Origin of the sequence: Acidovorax radicis N35, from assembly GCF_000204195.1 — a bacterium.
Classification (GTDB): Bacteria; Pseudomonadota; Gammaproteobacteria; order Burkholderiales; family Burkholderiaceae_C; genus Acidovorax; species Acidovorax radicis.
Map to the genome: position 1 here is coordinate 403,550 of NZ_AFBG01000021.1, position 15,179 is coordinate 418,728.

Sequence of the window (15,179 nt, forward strand, 5' to 3'; positions counted from 1 at the left end):
CAGAAAACACCTGGGCCGCCTGCGAGCCTCGGATAGCATCGAACCATGTCCTCCCTCGCCCTCACCTTGCTTTACCTGTTGGCCGCAGTGCTGGGTGTCGTGGTCTGCCGCAGCCTGAAGCTGCCACCCATGCTGGGCTACCTGGCCGCTGGAGTGCTCATCGGCCCCCATGCGCTGGCGCTGGCACAAAACTCGGAAGGCGTGCGGCACCTGGGCGAGTTTGGCGTGGTGTTCCTGATGTTCGCCATTGGCCTGGAGTTCAGCCTGCCCAAGCTGCGCGCCATGCGGCGCCAGGTGTTCGGCCTCGGGCTGATGCAGGTGGTGCTGACGATGGTGGTGGTGACTGGCACCGCACTGCTGCTGGCCCGCTGGGCGGGCGGTGTGTGGGACATGGGCTGGCAGACCGCGCTGGCGCTCTCGGGCGTGATGGCCATGAGCAGCACGGCCATTGTGGTCAAGCTGATGGCCGAACGGGCCGAGCTGGAGAGTGAACATGGCCGCCGTGTGATGGGCATCCTGCTGTTCCAGGACCTGGCCGTGGTGCCGCTGCTGGTGCTGATTCCGGCCCTGGGCTCGTCCCCCGACGAGTTGCTGACGTCACTGGGCTGGGCGCTGATCAAGGCGACCGTGCTGGTGGGCATTCTGCTCACGGGTGGTCAGCGGTTCATGCGCTGGTGGCTCACGCTGGTGGCGCGGCGCAAGAGCGAAGAGTTGTTCATGCTCAACCTGCTGCTGATCACGCTGGGCCTGGCCTGGCTGACGGAGCTGGCCGGGCTGAGCCTGGCCCTTGGAGCCTTCATTGCCGGCGTGCTGGTGTCGGAGACCGAATACCGCCACCAGGTGGGCACGGACATCCGCCCGTTCCACGACGTGCTGCTGGGGCTGTTCTTCATCACCATCGGCATGATGCTGGACTGGCACATCCTGGTGGACCGCTGGGCGCTGGTGCTAGCGCTGCTCACGGTGCCCTTGCTCCTCAAGCTGGTGATCATCCTGGTGCTGGCCCGCAGCATGGGGGCCACCACCGGCGTGGCCCTGCGCACCGGGCTGTACCTCGCCCAGGCGGGTGAATTCGGTTTTGTGCTGTTGTCGCTCACGCAGGCCAACGGGCTGGTGCAGCCCGCGCTGATGAACCCCATCCTGGCGGCCATGGTGCTGTCGATGCTGGCCACGCCCTTCCTCATCATGTACAGCAACCGCATCGTGATGAAGCTGGTGGCCAGCGACTGGTTGCAGCAGTCGCTGCAGATGACGTCCATTGCGCGCAAGTCCATCAACACCAACAAACACGTGATCATCTGCGGCTATGGCCGCTGCGGGCAGAACCTGGCGCGCATGCTCGAGCATGAGGGCATCCCCTACATGGCGCTCGACCTGGACCCCGACCGAGTGCGCCAGGCCGCCGCCGCCGGAGATTCGGTGGTGTACGGCGACGCCACCCGCCTGCAGGCGCTGATGGCGGCCGGTTTGGTGCGGGCCAGTGCCGTGGCCGTGACCTACATTGACGTGCCTGCGGCCCTCAAGGTGCTGGCCAACACGCGGTCCCATGCACCCCACGTGCCGGTGGTGGTGCGCACGCAGGACGACGCCAACCTGGACAAGCTGCAGGCCGCCGGCGCCACCGAGGTGGTGCCCGAGGCCATCGAGGGCTCGCTGATGCTGGCCAGCCACGCGCTGGCGCTGGTGGGCGTGCCCATGCGCCGCGTGCTGCGCCTGGTGCAGGACCAGCGCGATGCCCGCTACAACCTGCTGCGCGGCTACTTCCACGGCGCCGACGACGACACGGCCAACGAGCGCGACCAGGAGCGCCTGTCCACCCTCAACCTGCCGCCCGGTGCTACGGCCCTGGGCCGCAGCCTGGGCCAGCTGGCACTGCCCGCCATGGGCGTGCGCGTGGTGAACCTGCGGCGCGGCAACGGCCACATGAGCGACGCCGTGGACGACGCGCAGCTGGCCGAAGGCGATACGCTGGTGCTCTCGGGCCACCCGGCGGCGCTGGCGCTGGCGGAGGACAAGTTGCTGCGCGGGTAGCAGGGTACATCCCCCTGAGGCACTGCGTGCCTTCCCCCTTCTCTCTACGCGCTCCGGGAAGGGGGACGATGCCCTCGCTGCGGGGCGGCCCTTGCTTGGCATCTCTCGCCTGATGCGTGCCAGTTGCTGAGGCTGACGCCAAAATTTGAATTAAATATGGCTCTAGCGCTTATCTATCAAGCGTCAATAGCTATATATTTAATAGCAATCTACAAAAGCTCGGCGGGCCCGGGCCGCCCGAACAGGTAGCCCTGGAACTGCTGGCAACCGTTGCGCAGCAGGAACGCGCGCTGCCCTTCGGTTTCCACCCCTTCGGCCACCACGTCCAGGCCCAGGCTGTGGGCCAGGGTGATGATGGTGCAGGCGATGGTGGCATCGTTGGGGTCGGTGAGCACGTCGCGCACAAAGCTCTGGTCGATCTTGAGCTGGTCCAGCGGCAGGCGCTTGAGGTAGCTCAGCGATGAATAGCCCGTGCCAAAGTCGTCCAGCGAGAAGCCCACGCCCAGCGTGCGCAGCGCCTGCATCTTGAGGATGCTGTCCTCCACGTCATGCAGCAGCAGGCTTTCGGTGAGTTCGAGCTTGAGGTGTGCCGGGTCCGCCCCGCAATCGCGCAGCACGCTGATCACTTCCTCGGCAAAGTCGGGTTGCCGGAACTCCTGCGCGCTCACGTTCACGGCCACGCTCCAGCCTGCGGTCTGCGGCGCTGCGGCCCAGAGCGCCAGCTGGCGGCAGGCCATGGTCAGCACCTGGCGGCCCAGCGCCAGGATCAGGCCGGTCTGCTCTGCCAGAGGGATGAAGTCCCCGGGCGACACCATGCCACGCAGCGGGTGGTTCCACCGCACCAGTGCCTCGGCCCCCAGCACCTTGCCGGCCTCGTCCACCACCGGCTGGTAGTGCAGCAGGAACTCGTTGCGCAGGATGCCCTGCCGCATGTCGCCTTCCAGCGCCGACCTTGCAGACGCCGCCGCCTGCATGGCGGGGTCAAAGAAGCACAGCGTGTTGCGGCCCTGCGCCTTGGCCTGGTACATGGCCAGATCGGCGCGCTTGAGCAGCTCCTGCACAGGCAGCTGCACACCGCGAAAAAGGGCAATGCCAATGCTGGGCGTGCTGTGCACTTCGCTGTTTTGCACCAGATAGGGCTCGTTCAGCGCCGCCAGCACCTTCTGCGCCACGGCCTCGGCTTCTGCGGCCGCAGCGTCCACTTCGGCATGGAGGCCCTGCAGCACCACCACGAACTCGTCTCCGCCCAAACGTGCCACCGTGTCGGTGGCACGCACGCAAGCGGCGATGCGCCCGCCCACCTGCACGAGCAGCCGATCGCCCCACTCGTGGCCCATGGTGTCGTTGATGCCCTTGAAGTTGTCGAGGTCCAGGAACAGCAAGGCCCCGTGGCAACCCTCCCGCGCGCACGCGTTGGCCGTGCGGTCCAGGCGGTCCATGAGCAGCCGCCGGTTGGGCAGGCCGGTGAGTTCGTCATAGAAGGCCAGGCGCTGGATCTCGGCCTCGGCCAGCTTGCGTTCGGTGATGTCGCGCGCCACGCCCCGGTAGCCCGTGAACTGGCCGGCCCCATCAAAGATGGGCTCCCCGCTGATGGAGACCCATACGGGTTTTCCATCCTCGGTCAGACGCTGCATTTCGAAATCGTGGAACACCTCGTGTGCCTCCAGCTGACTGCGGTGCGCGCGCCACTGGCCCTCGCTCACGAAGCTGTTGGGCAGCTCCCAGCGCGTGCGCCCGTAGTGCATTTCGTCGGGCACACCGGCTTCCTTGTAGGGGTTGCCGTCCAGGCGCACAAAGCGAAACTGCGCGTCCTGCTCCCAGTACCAGTCGGAGGACAGGTGGGTGAGGCTGCGCCACCGCGATTCGCTCAGGCGCAAGGCCTCCAGGGTGCTCAGGTAGTCGGTGACATCCGTGAAGGTGCGCACGCGCCCCCCGGGCTCCAGGGCACGGGTGCGCACTTCGATGTAGCGGCCGTTGTGGGTACGCCGCACATAAGCGTCCGGCATGGTGAGCTTGCCGCCGTGGGCCGAATATTCCGATGCCACATAGTTGCGCGCCATGGGCTCAATGAGCTCAAACCCGGTGCCGAAATCGCCCCGCTCGGTCTGAAAACGCACCACATCCTCGACCTTGGGCTGGGTGGCCAGCAGGGATTCGGGCAGATCCAGCAGTTCCAGATAGCGCCGGTTGTAGACCCGGATCCGCCCTTCGGCGTCCACGTTGGTGATGCCTTGCGACACGCTGGCCAGCGTGCCTTCGAGGGCTCGCGTCTTCTCCGCCAGCAAGGCGCTGGTGCGCTCCAGTTCTGCCTCGACCGCCCTGCGGGCCAGCTCGGCGCGACGGGCCATTTCCAGCTGGCCCACGGTGTTCAGCAAGGGTTGGAGGAACTGCACATCCGCCGCTGAATACCCCTCGGGCCGGTTGGCCAGGCCCACCATGGCCACCAGCTCCCCCGCCGCATGGATGGGCAGCCCCAGGTAGGTGCGCAGCGCGGGATGGCCCGGGGGCGTGCCCGCGCTGCGCGGGTCGTGGTTCGCATCGTTGGTGAGCACCGGCTCGCCCGACACCAGCGCGGCGCCCACCAGGGAGTGCAGGTTGTCGAACACCATGCCTTCTTCCGCGTGCTGGGCATAGAGGGCATGGGAGGCCTCGTCCCAGCTGATGTCCGTCATCGCATGCACCCGCAGGAAGGGATGCCCGTCGGCGGCGCGTTGCACCTGCCCGACCAAGCCAAAGGCGCTCTGCGTGAGCGACATCAGCTCCTTGAGCAAGGCTTCGAACGCGGCGCGGGGCCCGGAGCTGGCGATGAACATGGCCTGCGCGAGCGATATCGCCTGCAGCAACCGGTGCTGCCGCGTCAGCATGGCCTCTGCCACCAGCCGGGCACGGGCGCTGGAACTGCGCTCCAGCACCGAATCAATCTGCGCGGGCAGAGTCAACAGGTAGTCCAGTGCGGGGTCCTGCACGGCATAGTCATCAAAGCCGTGGCGCATGGCCTGGGCCGCATGGGTCTCGGCGCCCCGGCGCACGATGATCATGGCCGGGACGCCATCGAGCAGCCGCAGCAGGTCGAAGGCCGAGCCATCGACCGTGCGCTGCGCCGCCAGCACGATGTCTGGCCTGCGGCGCCCCAGGTAGTCCCGGGCCTGTGCCAGCGAGTCCGCCACATCCACCCGCCAACCCGACCACGGGTCTGCAAGCGCATCCACCACCGCCTGCGCGTGGTGGGGATCGCTTTCGATCAGCAGAATGGAGATGGGCATGGCCGATCGGCGTGGTGGAGTGGTCCAGCGTGCTGCTACCAGGGGTGTAACAGCACAGAAACATTATGGGGGCTCGCAGCGCTCCGGGCACGCCTCCGAAGCACCCCGCCCCGGCTGGATACACTTTGCCCCGCAACGGCCTCTGGCCTCCGCGCATTTGCCCGTGCAGCCCTTCTCTATCCCCTGGACCCCATGCAGCCACTCAGCGTCAACGAATACCTCCGCCAGCACATCCGCACCGTGCCCGACTGGCCCGCGCCCGGCGTGCAGTTCCGGGACATCACCCCGCTGCTGCAGGACCCCAAGGTGTTCCGGGTGCTGATCGACGCCTTTGTGCACCGCTATATGGACAAGGCATTGCGCCCCGATGTGGTCGCCGGGCTGGACGCGCGCGGCTTCATCCTGGGCGCCGTGGTGGCCTATGAGCTGAATGTGGGGTTCGTGCCCATCCGCAAGAAGGGCAAGCTCCCCTTCACCACGGTCGAGGAAACCTACGAACTCGAGTACGGCAGCGCCACCGTGGAACTGCACACCGATGCCGTCAAGGCAGGCGACCGGGTACTGCTGATCGACGATCTGATTGCCACGGGTGGAACCATGATGGCCGGCAAGAAGCTGCTCGAAAAGCTGGGCGCCACGGTCACCGAGGGTGCCGCCATCGTGGATTTGCCGGAACTGGGCGGCTCGCAGCGCCTGCGTGAATCGGGCCTGCCGCTGTACACCCTGGTGGATTTTGCAGGGCATTGAGGCCGCGCATCCACCACATTTGACGCCCGCAGAAGAAAAAAGCCCGCCGCAGGGAAGGCTTGGCCTCTGTGGGCGTCGAGCCGATCAGTTCAATTCGCCGTACTGGGTGCTACTCAGGTCCGGCGCCGGGCCATCGGCCCCGGGCATTTCGGTGTCCTCAAAGCCCGTGGGCTGAGAAGGTGGCAACAAGGGCCCTGAACGCACGGGCACACCGGGCTTGGCCGCAGCCAGAGGCGCTGCAGCGGTGGTGCCTGCCGCCGAAGCCAGGGCGCGCTTGAACGCAGCCACTTCGTCCGCCTCGATCGGTTCGTACCGTGGCGCCGGGCGCGGTGCGGCGGCTGGTGCTGCGGGCACCGCCGCAGGCGCAACCGCCGGAGCGGCCAGGGGAGGACGCAGGGGTGCAGGGGCCGTGGCGGCGGCTGCCGGCACGGGCGCCACCGGGCGGGCCGGTGCAGCCACCGGCGCAGGTGCCGCGGCCACCGGGAGCGGACGCCGGGCCAAGGGTGGCGCTGCCTGCAGGGAAGCCCCCTGGGGCGCAACGCCCTTCTGCGGAATGCCCACCGCCACATGGTCATTGATGCGCCAGTACACGGCGGTCACCAGGATGTCGTAGCGGGTTTTGGCCGTCTGGGCGATCAGCGCCTCGATTTCACTCAGGCGCACGGTCTCGCCGCCGTATTCGCGCGCCAGATCCATCATCACCAGGAACTGGCGGCCGCGCTGGTCCAGCGACAGCACCTTGAACTTGTAGCTGGCCGACAGCACACCAGCCCGCACCATCGCGTCGCGGACCACGGTGTAGAGCAGCTCGCGGCGCTCCATGCGCTCGTTCTTGCGGTTGGCGGCATGTTCTGGCGGCAGGGGCTCCACCAGAGGTTTGCCTTGGCGGCCTGGCGAGAGAGGTACCGTGGCATCGGCATTCAACAGGCCCGACGGTTCGGCCATGGGCCGGGGCTTGGGGGAAGCAGGTTTGCGGCTAAACCAACTGAACAGAGACATGGCTTGCTTTCTACGGGACGGCGCCAGAAAAATCCAAATTGAGTGTAACTTGCTGTACACACATTTTTGCCCCGCACAAGCCCGCAGGCCGCAACTGCATCGGTGGTCTGTCAGGTGGCCGCAACGCGGCGGCGGCGATTGCCCAGCCGCTTGGCCAATACGGCGCCAGCGGCCATCACCAGGCCCAGCGCAATGGCGGGCTGGCGGATGGAAAGTTCGGTAAAGCGGATCGCCGGCAGGCTCCACAGCTTGCACGGCGCACTGGCCTGCACGGTGGCGCTGCGGGCGCGGTGCGAGAAAAACGCGCCCTCGCCCACCACGGAGCCCGCCCCCACGATGGCCAGGCGCAGGCGCTCCTTTTCGTCCTGGTAGTGAACGCTCAGGTTGCCGCTTTCCACCAGATACAGGGTACGGTCCGTGGCGCCCTGGGTGAACAGCACCTGCCCAGCAGGCATCACCACGGGCAACAGGTAAGACGACAGGACATCCCACTGCGCAGGGGTCAGCGGATTGATCATGCTGTCGTCGGCGCTGGCCTGGGCAATGGCATCGATCAGACCCGACAGGTCTATCTTGGAAACAACAGGCGTGACAGGCGTGGAAGCATTCATGGTTCGCCGAAAGTACCCTTGTTACAGATTGCGCACAAGCGCTGTTTACGTCCGTTTACAACATAAGCGACAGGCGGCGGCCTCTGCTTCCTGGCCGGAGCCCAGCACGTCCATCCATCGAGGGCAGCGGCGGTGTGGCCGCCCCCCGCACGCTTTTTGCGGGCCTATTTGCCGATACAAAAGCTGGAGAAAATGACGCCCAGCAGGTCGTCCGAACTGAACTCGCCAGTGATCGCACTGAGGGCGTTCTGTGCCAGGCGCAGCTCTTCGGCCAGCAGATCCAGCGCCGGCCCCTGCGCCTGCAACTGGTCGGCCGCCTCTTGCAGGTGGGCCCCCACGGCCTGCAACGCCTCGACATGCCGGGCCCGGGCGATGTAGAGGCCTTCCGGCGCGGACTGCCAGCCCGCCACCTGCAGCAGCAGGCGCCGCAGGCCATCCAGCCCCTCGCCCGTGCGGGCAGAAAGGCGCACACCTGGCCGGGTTTCCACGGCCGCTGGGGCCGGTGCTCCCGCCGGGGCGCGGTCGAGTTTGTTCCAGACATCGATCACTGGAATACTTTTTGGCATTTTTTGCGCCATGGCGCTTGCTATACTTGCGTCACCAGCTATGTATTCAGGAGCATCCACACGCTCCAGGTCATGCAGGAACAGCACGGCATCGGCCCCCGCAATCTCGTCCCAGGCGCGTGCAATGCCGATGCGCTCCACCTCGTCGCTGCTGTCGCGCAGACCGGCGGTGTCGATGATGTGCAGGGGCACACCCTCGATCTGGATGGTCTGCTGCACCTTGTCGCGCGTGGTGCCGGCAATGGGCGTGACGATGGCCAGCTCGGCACCTGCCAGCGCGTTGAGCAGCGAGCTCTTGCCCGCGTTGGGTTGGCCCGCGATGACCACCTTGATGCCCTCGCGCAGCAGCGCCCCCTGGCGCGCGCGCTGCATCACGGATGCCAGCGTTTGCTGCAATTTTGATAGCTGCCCGTGCGCATCGGCCTTGCGCAGGAAGTCAATTTCTTCTTCAGGGAAGTCGAGCGTGGCCTCCACCAGCATGCGCAGGTGGATCAGCGCGTCACGCAGGCTGTGGATTTCCGCAGAGAAAGCGCCGGTCAACGACCGGCTGGCGCTGCGGGCCGCCGCCTCGGTGCTGGCGTCGATCAGATCGGCGATGGCCTCGGCTTGGGCCAGGTCGATCTTGTCGTTCAGGAAGGCACGTTCAGTGAACTCACCCGGCTGCGCCAGGCGCAGGCCGGGCAGGCAAGGCTGGCCAGTGGCGGGGTCGGCGGTCGCCCCCGCCTCCAGGCAGCGCGCCAGCAGCAATTGAAGCACCACGGGGCCGCCATGGGCCTGCAACTCCAGCACGTCTTCGCCGGTGTAGCTGTGCGGGCCGGGGAAGTACAGCGCCAGCCCCTGGTCGATGGCCTGACCCTGCGCATCCCGAAACGGCAGGTAGGTGGCCTCGCGGGGCTTGAGCGCCCGGCCGCACAGCGCCTGCACCAGCCCACCGATGGCGCGGCCGGACACCCGCACGATGCCGACGGCACCCCGGCCTGGAGCGGTGGCGATGGCGACGATGGGGTCTTGGTGGCGGGCAAGCATGGGGGCGACTGTACAAGGTTGATGGGCAAGAAAAAGGCCGCTTGCGCGGCCTTTCGGGGGGTCAGTTCATGGATGTCAGCGTTGCCGCTGCGGCATCACTTGAAACTGGGAAGGTTGAACTGCGGCGGCACGCCCATGCGGGTGTTGATGAGCCACTGCTGCGCGATCGACAAGATGTTGTTCGTCAACCAGTACAGCACCAGGCCGGCTGGGAAGAAAAAGAACATCACGCTGAAGATCAACGGCATGAACCACATCATCTTGGCCTGCATCGGGTCGGGTGGCGCGGGGTTCAGGGCCGTTTGCAGCAGCGACGACAGCGTCATCAGCAGCGGCAAAATGAAGAACGGGTCGGGCGCCGACAGGTCGTGGATCCAGCCGATCCAGGGCGCGTTGCGCATTTCCACGCTGGACAGCAGCACCCAGTACAGGGCGATGAACACGGGGATCTGGATCATGATGGGGAAGCAGCCGCCCATCGGGTTGACCTTCTCCTCGCGGTAGATGCGCATCATCTCCTGCTGCATCTGCTGCGGCTTGTCCTTCAGGCGCTCGCGCATCTCCATGATCTTGGGATTGATGGCCTTCATCTTGGCCATGCTGGCGTAGGCCTTGGCGTTGAGCCAGTAGAACGCGATCTTGAGCAGCAGCACCAGCGCCACGATGGACCAGCCCCAGTTGTTCAACAGCTTGTGCAGCTGGTCCAGCAGCCAGTAAAGCGGCTTGGACAGGATGGTGAGCCAGCCGTAGTCCTTGACCAGTTCCAGGCCGGGGTACAACTTCTCCATCATCGTCTCGACCTGTGGGCCGGCAAACAGGCGCGCGTCCAGGGTCTTGGTCGCACCTGGCTCGATCGCGCCCAGGGAGGTGAGCATGCCCACCGAGTACAGATTTGCGTCGACCTTGCGGGTGAAAGGCTCACGCTGCACGCCATCGGCCAGCAACCAGGCCGTGGCAAAGTAATGCTGCACCATGGCCACATAGCCATTGGGCGCATCCTTGGGGATATCGACCTTGCCGTTTTCGATGTCCTTGAACTCGATCTTCTGGTACTTCTTGGCGTCGGTGTAGACCGCCGGGCCCGTGAAGGTGGAATAGAACGACGACTCACCCGGCGGCTTGTTGCCATCACGCACCAGTTGCAGGTACAGCTGGGGCGACACGGCGGCGCTGCCGGCGTTGACAACCTCGTGCTTGACGGCAATGTCGTAAGCGCCGCGCTTGATGGTCCAGGTCTTGAGCAGCTTCACACCACCTTGCACGGGCGATTCAAAGCGGATGCTGATTTCGTCTTCGCCGTCCTTGAGCTCGCGGGGGCCGGGCACCACGGTCATCGCGGTCTTGTGGGTGGGGAAGGTCCCGCCGATCAGCCCCGTCTGCGCCACGTAGACGCGCTGCGCGCTCTCGTCCAGCAGCAGGAAGTTGCGGGCCTTGTCGGTCATGTCGGCGTGCTTGAGCAGTTCGGCATGCGTGAGCGAGCCGCCCTCGCTGTCAAACACCAGGCGGTACAGGTCGGTCTTGACCTCCACGCGCTCGCGGGTGGCGGGCGCTGCCGCCGCAGCGGGCTGGCCGGGCACGGCCGAGGCACCCGACGCCGCAGCGGCCACGGGCGCACTCGTGGCGGGCACGCTGGCGGCCCCGGTCGCGCTGGACGCAGCACCGGCAGCGGCGGGCGCCGTCACGGCAGGCGTGGAGGGGAAAAAGGTGGCCTTGTTGCCGTTGTGCAGCTGCCACTTGTCCCACAGCAGAACCATGGAAAAGCCAAAAATCACCCACAGGATGGTGCGGCGAATGTCGTTCATGAAGACTTCTTTGGTGAGGATGGTTGGTTGGTGGAATGGGAAAACCGCGAGAAAAGCCGCATGCTGCGCGGCAATTGTTGCGGGACCGGGTCATGGCCCCCGTCACACCAGGGGTGGCAGCGTACCAGCCTGCGCACCGTGAGATAGCTGCCTGCCGCAGCGCCATGCTGTTCCAGCGCCTGCAGCGAATAGACCGAACAGGTGGGCTCGAACCGGCAGGCCGAACCCAGCCAGGGGCTGAGAAACAGCCGATAGCCCTTGACCACACCGATCAACAAGCGCTGCATCATGGTGCAACCGCCTCTGCCGCCAACGGTGAAACGGGGGCAGAGACTGCACCACCCGAACGCCGGGCGGCATAACCAAACAGCTGCAGAAGCTCTGCACGCACCGCCTGCTTGAGCTGGTCGGACGTGGCGCTCACGAACTGCTTGCGGTCAAACGCCGTGCGCAGGCGCACCACATGGGCCGCCTGGGGAAGCCGCGCTTCAAACGTGGCGCCCACCGTGTAGATCTGCCGCTTGATGGTATTGCGCGTCACGGCGCGGCGCGCCCAGCGCTTGGGCACCATGGCACCCAGCCAAACGCCCTGCACGGCAAACAGGGCCTGCGGCCCTTGCGTTGATGGCAAGGAACCGGGCCCTGTAGGTGCATTGGCTTGTCCGGCAGGCGTGCTGCCGCCAGTGTCCAGAACCAGACGGTGCAACGCAAAATGCGCTGTGCGGGAGACAGTGCCCCCTGCCATGGCTGCCTGGAACTGCGGACGGGTTTTCAGCCGTTGCATGCAAGCACCCCGTTTCGACCCTGACGGTTCAAACCGGGGAGCAGGCTGTAGACCGTAACGGCCTTAGACGGCCAGGCGCTTGCGGCCCTTGGCGCGGCGTGCGTTGATAACGGCACGGCCGCCGCGGGTCTTCATGCGGACGAGGAAACCGTGGGTGCGCGCGCGGCGCGTCTTGGAGGGCTGGTAAGTACGTTTCATGGTGCTATTCCTTGAGGTTCAGTTCCGGACTGCTGCTCTTGAACCCCCTGCAATCTGCACAGCCACGCCATATAAAACAGCGCCTTGGCGGCAGACCCACGGGGCAGAAATAACGGCGCGCCGGGTCAAATCACCCTGAACACATTCAGGGAAACCCAAAATTATCGCAGGCTTGGCAGCTGCTGGCAATGCCTTTCGGCTGGCGGGCCTTTGTGAACGGCTCCGTCACGGCCTTCCAGCACGGCCGAAGCCCCCATGGCGCAACCCTGCAACCGCCCGGCTCGCACACCGATGGCCCCATGATCCAACCCCGGAAAACACGCGACGGAGCACACCGCGCAAATTGTGGATAACTCCTTGACAAGCTACAATCCGCCGCCCAGCCCCGTTCCTCCTATCCACAACAAGAATTCCCCTGAAATGACCGAGGAACCCTCCCACAGCCCCCAACATTCACCCGGCGCAGATGCCGGCCAGGGCCTGTGGCAAGCCTGCGTAGAGCAACTGGCGCAAGACCTGCCCGAACAGCAGTTCAACACCTGGATCAAGCCCCTGATCGCCCAGGTGGCGGAAGATTTCTCCAAGGTTACCCTGCTCGTAGGCAACCGCTTCAAGCTGGACTGGATCCGGGCGCAGTATGCGGGCCGCATTGCCTCGCTGTTGGAGGGCCTGTATGGCCAACCCGTTACCCTGGAGTTAGCGCTCGCTCAGCGTGAATCCGTTGCCCGTACTTACGTTCGCCCTGCAGCACCGGAGCCCACCAACACCTCTGCGCCGTCCGAATCGCAGTCCCCCAGCAGCGACGATGCGTCCGCTGGCGCGTTCCGCAACCGGCTCAACGCCGCCCTCACGTTCGAGACCCTGGTGGAAGGCACGGCCAACCGCATGGCGCGCTCGGCGGCCATGCACGTGGCCGGCATGCCGGGCCACCTGTACAACCCGCTGTTCATCTACGGGGGCGTGGGCCTGGGCAAGACCCACCTGGTGCACGCTGTGGGTAACCGCCTGCTGCAGGACAAGCCCGACGCCAAAGTTCTCTACATCCATGCCGAGCAGTTCGTGTCGGATGTGGTTAAGGCGTACCAGCGGCGCACGTTCGATGAATTCAAGGAGCGCTACCACTCGCTCGATCTGCTGCTGATCGATGACGTGCAGTTCTTCGCCAACAAGGACCGCACGCAGGAGGAATTCTTCAACGCGTTCGAGGCCCTGCTGGCCAAGAAATCGCACATCGTGATGACCTCGGACACCTACCCCAAGGGTCTGGCCAACATCCACGAGCGGCTGGTGTCGCGCTTCGACTCGGGCCTCACGGTCGCCATCGAGCCGCCCGAGCTCGAAATGCGCGTGGCCATTCTGATCAACAAGGCCCGCGTCGAAGGCACCGAGATGCCCGAGGAAGTCGCCTTCTTCGTCGCCAAGAATGTGCGCTCCAACGTGCGCGAGCTTGAAGGCGCACTGCGCAAGATCCTGGCGTACTCGCGCTTCAACCAGAAGGAGATCTCCATCCAGCTGGCCCGCGAGGCGCTGCGCGACCTGCTATCGATCCAGAACCGGCAGATCAGTGTGGAAAACATCCAGAAGACGGTGGCCGACTATTACAAGATCAAGGTCGCCGACATGTACAGCAAGAAGCGCCCGGCCAGCATTGCCCGGCCCCGCCAGATTGCGATGTACCTGGCCAAGGAGCTGACGCAAAAGAGTCTTCCGGAGATCGGAGAATTGTTTGGCGGGCGCGACCACACCACGGTTTTGCACGCTGTGCGCAAGATTTCGGGCGAGCGTCAGCAGTTGACCGAACTGAACCAGCAATTGCACGTGCTGGAGCAGACGCTGAAAGGCTAAAAAGGCGTGATCGAGGCCCCCCAGAGAAAAGGCTCCGTTAAGGGGCAAAATGACGGGTTGTGCAGCAGGGGGAGGCATGATCTGTGCCGCTGTCCACGCACCGTTCCAAAAAACCACAAGAGGTTGATGACATGATCGTCCTGAAGGCAACACAAGACAAGGTTCTCGCGGTTCTGCAGTCCGTGGCTGGCATCGTGGAGCGCCGCCACACGCTGCCCATCCTGGCCAATGTGCTGATCCGCAAGACAGGCAATGCCCTGCAGCTGACGACCAGCGACCTCGAAATCCAGATCCGCACCACCGCAGAGCTGGGTGGCGACACGGGCGACTTCACCACTACCGTGGGTGCCCGCAAGCTCATCGACATTCTGCGCACCATGCCCGGCGACCAGACGGTCAGCCTCGAATCGGCCCAATCCAAGCTCATCCTCAAGGGCGGCAAGAGCCGCTTCACGCTGCAAAGCCTGCCGGCCGAGGACTTCCCGCTGGTGCAGGAATCCGCCGCCTTTGGCCCCGTGTTCGCCGTGCCACAAAAGACCCTCAAGGACCTGCTGGGCCAGGTGTCGTTTGCGATGGCGGTGCAGGACATCCGCTACTACCTCAACGGCATCCTGTTTGTGGCCGAAGGCAAGACACTGAGCCTCGTTGCCACCGACGGCCACCGCCTGGCGTTTGCCAGCGCCACGCTCGACGTGGAAGTGCCCAAGCAGGAAGTCATCCTGCCACGCAAGACCGTGATCGAGTTGCAGCGCCTGCTGAGTGACGCGGGTGGCGAGAACCAGCCCCACATCGAGATGCAGTTCGCCAACAACCAGGCCAAGTTCACCTTTGGCGGCATGGAGTTCGTGACCAAGCTGGTCGAGGGCAAGTTCCCCGACTACAACCGCGTCATCCCCAAGAACCACAAGAACAGCATCACCCTGGGCCGTGCCCCGCTGCTGGCCAGCCTGCAGCGCACGGCCATCATGACCAGCGACAAGTTCAAGGGTGTGCGCCTGAACCTGGAACCCGGCACCCTGCGCGTCGCGTCCAACAACGCCGAGCAGGAAGAGGCCGTGGACGAGCTCGACATCGACTACGGTGGCGACACCATCGAGATCGGCTTCAACGTGACCTACCTCATCGACGCCCTGGCCAACATGGGCCAGGACATGGTGAAGGTGGAGCTCTCGGACGGCAACAGCTCCGCGCTGCTCACCATCCCCGAGAACGAAAGCTTCAAGTACGTCGTCATGCCAATGCGCATTTGAGACGCCTCGCCGTCCCATGGCACTGCCTGACCACGGCTACTACTGTATTGATAGCTA

Annotated in this window: 12 protein-coding genes; 4 read left to right on the plus strand and 8 right to left on the minus strand. The window is 65.3% G+C overall.

Annotated features, from left to right (window positions below; all coding sequences use genetic code 11):
• Positions 1–45 precede the first annotated feature (45 nt).
• Complete coding sequence (locus ARADN35_RS0118835) at positions 46–2,031, plus strand: monovalent cation:proton antiporter family protein (protein ID WP_010464882.1); 1,986 nt, start codon at positions 46–48, stop codon at positions 2,029–2,031.
• Between the two features lie 209 nt (positions 2,032–2,240).
• On the opposite strand, the gene ARADN35_RS0118840 is transcribed toward ARADN35_RS0118835, so the two are convergent.
• Positions 2,241–5,294 carry an EAL domain-containing protein gene (locus ARADN35_RS0118840; RefSeq protein ID WP_010464884.1) on the minus strand — a complete coding sequence of 1,018 codons (3,054 nt, stop codon included), beginning with the start codon at positions 5,292–5,294 and terminating at the stop codon, positions 2,241–2,243.
• A 192-nt stretch (positions 5,295–5,486) separates the two neighbouring features.
• Between ARADN35_RS0118840 and ARADN35_RS0118845 the strand changes: the two genes are divergently transcribed.
• Positions 5,487–6,041 (plus strand): adenine phosphoribosyltransferase, encoded by a 555-nt coding sequence (locus tag ARADN35_RS0118845; RefSeq protein WP_010464886.1) that lies wholly within the window; start codon positions 5,487–5,489, stop codon positions 6,039–6,041.
• Positions 6,042–6,125: 84 nt separating this feature from the next.
• On the opposite strand, the gene ARADN35_RS0118850 is transcribed toward ARADN35_RS0118845, so the two are convergent.
• The 7 genes from ARADN35_RS0118850 to rpmH all read right to left on the minus strand — a co-directional run bounded on the left by ARADN35_RS0118850 (position 6,126) and on the right by rpmH (position 12,027).
• On the minus strand, positions 6,126–7,040 hold the full coding sequence (locus tag ARADN35_RS0118850) for a hypothetical protein (protein ID WP_029414184.1): 915 nt from the start codon (positions 7,038–7,040) through the stop codon (positions 6,126–6,128).
• 110 nt (positions 7,041–7,150) lie between these two features.
• Positions 7,151–7,651, minus strand: a complete 501-nt coding sequence (locus ARADN35_RS0118855; protein ID WP_010464890.1) for a Crp/Fnr family transcriptional regulator — start codon at positions 7,649–7,651, stop codon at positions 7,151–7,153.
• 164 nt (positions 7,652–7,815) lie between these two features.
• Positions 7,816–9,243, minus strand: coding sequence for a tRNA uridine-5-carboxymethylaminomethyl(34) synthesis GTPase MnmE (mnmE, locus tag ARADN35_RS0118860; RefSeq protein ID WP_010464892.1), 1,428 nt, complete (start codon positions 9,241–9,243; stop codon positions 7,816–7,818).
• Between the two features lie 95 nt (positions 9,244–9,338).
• Entirely contained in the window at positions 9,339–11,045 is a 1,707-nt protein-coding gene (yidC, locus tag ARADN35_RS0118865) for a membrane protein insertase YidC (RefSeq protein ID WP_010464894.1), read from the minus strand.
• Positions 11,042–11,335: a membrane protein insertion efficiency factor YidD gene (gene yidD / locus ARADN35_RS0118870; protein WP_010464896.1), complete on the minus strand. Its 294-nt coding sequence runs from the start codon at positions 11,333–11,335 to the stop codon at positions 11,042–11,044. Before yidD ends, yidC begins: the two co-directional genes overlap by 4 nt.
• The gene (locus ARADN35_RS0118875) at positions 11,332–11,829 is read right to left on the minus strand and encodes a ribonuclease P protein component (RefSeq protein ID WP_010464898.1); all 498 of its coding nucleotides are present in this window, start codon (positions 11,827–11,829) and stop codon (positions 11,332–11,334) included. Before ARADN35_RS0118875 ends, yidD begins: the two co-directional genes overlap by 4 nt.
• 63 nt (positions 11,830–11,892) lie before the next feature.
• The gene (gene rpmH, locus ARADN35_RS0118880; RefSeq protein ID WP_005798102.1) at positions 11,893–12,027 is read right to left on the minus strand and encodes a 50S ribosomal protein L34; all 135 of its coding nucleotides are present in this window, start codon (positions 12,025–12,027) and stop codon (positions 11,893–11,895) included.
• A gap of 420 nt (positions 12,028–12,447) precedes the next feature.
• On the opposite strand from rpmH, the gene dnaA reads away from it, so the two are divergent.
• Both dnaA and dnaN read left to right on the plus strand, forming a co-directional pair.
• Positions 12,448–13,872, plus strand: a complete 1,425-nt coding sequence (gene dnaA, locus ARADN35_RS0118885) for a chromosomal replication initiator protein DnaA (protein WP_010464937.1) — start codon at positions 12,448–12,450, stop codon at positions 13,870–13,872.
• Between the two features lie 131 nt (positions 13,873–14,003).
• Positions 14,004–15,122, plus strand: a complete 1,119-nt coding sequence (gene dnaN / locus ARADN35_RS0118890; RefSeq protein WP_010464939.1) for a DNA polymerase III subunit beta — start codon at positions 14,004–14,006, stop codon at positions 15,120–15,122.
• The last annotated feature ends 57 nt before the right edge of the window (positions 15,123–15,179 follow it).

Coding starts and splice junctions, on each gene's coding strand:
- ARADN35_RS0118845 (WP_010464886.1), top strand. CDS start 5,487: ATGCAGCCACTCAGCGTCAACGAATACCTCCGCCAGCACATCCGCACC.
- yidC (WP_010464894.1), bottom strand. CDS start 11,045: ATGAACGACATTCGCCGCACCATCCTGTGGGTGATTTTTGGCTTTTCC.
- ARADN35_RS0118835 (WP_010464882.1), top strand. CDS start 46: ATGTCCTCCCTCGCCCTCACCTTGCTTTACCTGTTGGCCGCAGTGCTG.
- ARADN35_RS0118875 (WP_010464898.1), bottom strand. CDS start 11,829: ATGCAACGGCTGAAAACCCGTCCGCAGTTCCAGGCAGCCATGGCAGGG.
- dnaN (WP_010464939.1), top strand. CDS start 14,004: ATGATCGTCCTGAAGGCAACACAAGACAAGGTTCTCGCGGTTCTGCAG.
- ARADN35_RS0118855 (WP_010464890.1), bottom strand. CDS start 7,651: ATGAATGCTTCCACGCCTGTCACGCCTGTTGTTTCCAAGATAGACCTG.
- yidD (WP_010464896.1), bottom strand. CDS start 11,335: ATGATGCAGCGCTTGTTGATCGGTGTGGTCAAGGGCTATCGGCTGTTT.
- ARADN35_RS0118840 (WP_010464884.1), bottom strand. CDS start 5,294: ATGCCCATCTCCATTCTGCTGATCGAAAGCGATCCCCACCACGCGCAG.
- ARADN35_RS0118850 (WP_029414184.1), bottom strand. CDS start 7,040: ATGTCTCTGTTCAGTTGGTTTAGCCGCAAACCTGCTTCCCCCAAGCCC.
- rpmH (WP_005798102.1), bottom strand. CDS start 12,027: ATGAAACGTACTTACCAGCCCTCCAAGACGCGCCGCGCGCGCACCCAC.
- dnaA (WP_010464937.1), top strand. CDS start 12,448: ATGACCGAGGAACCCTCCCACAGCCCCCAACATTCACCCGGCGCAGAT.
- mnmE (WP_010464892.1), bottom strand. CDS start 9,243: ATGCTTGCCCGCCACCAAGACCCCATCGTCGCCATCGCCACCGCTCCA.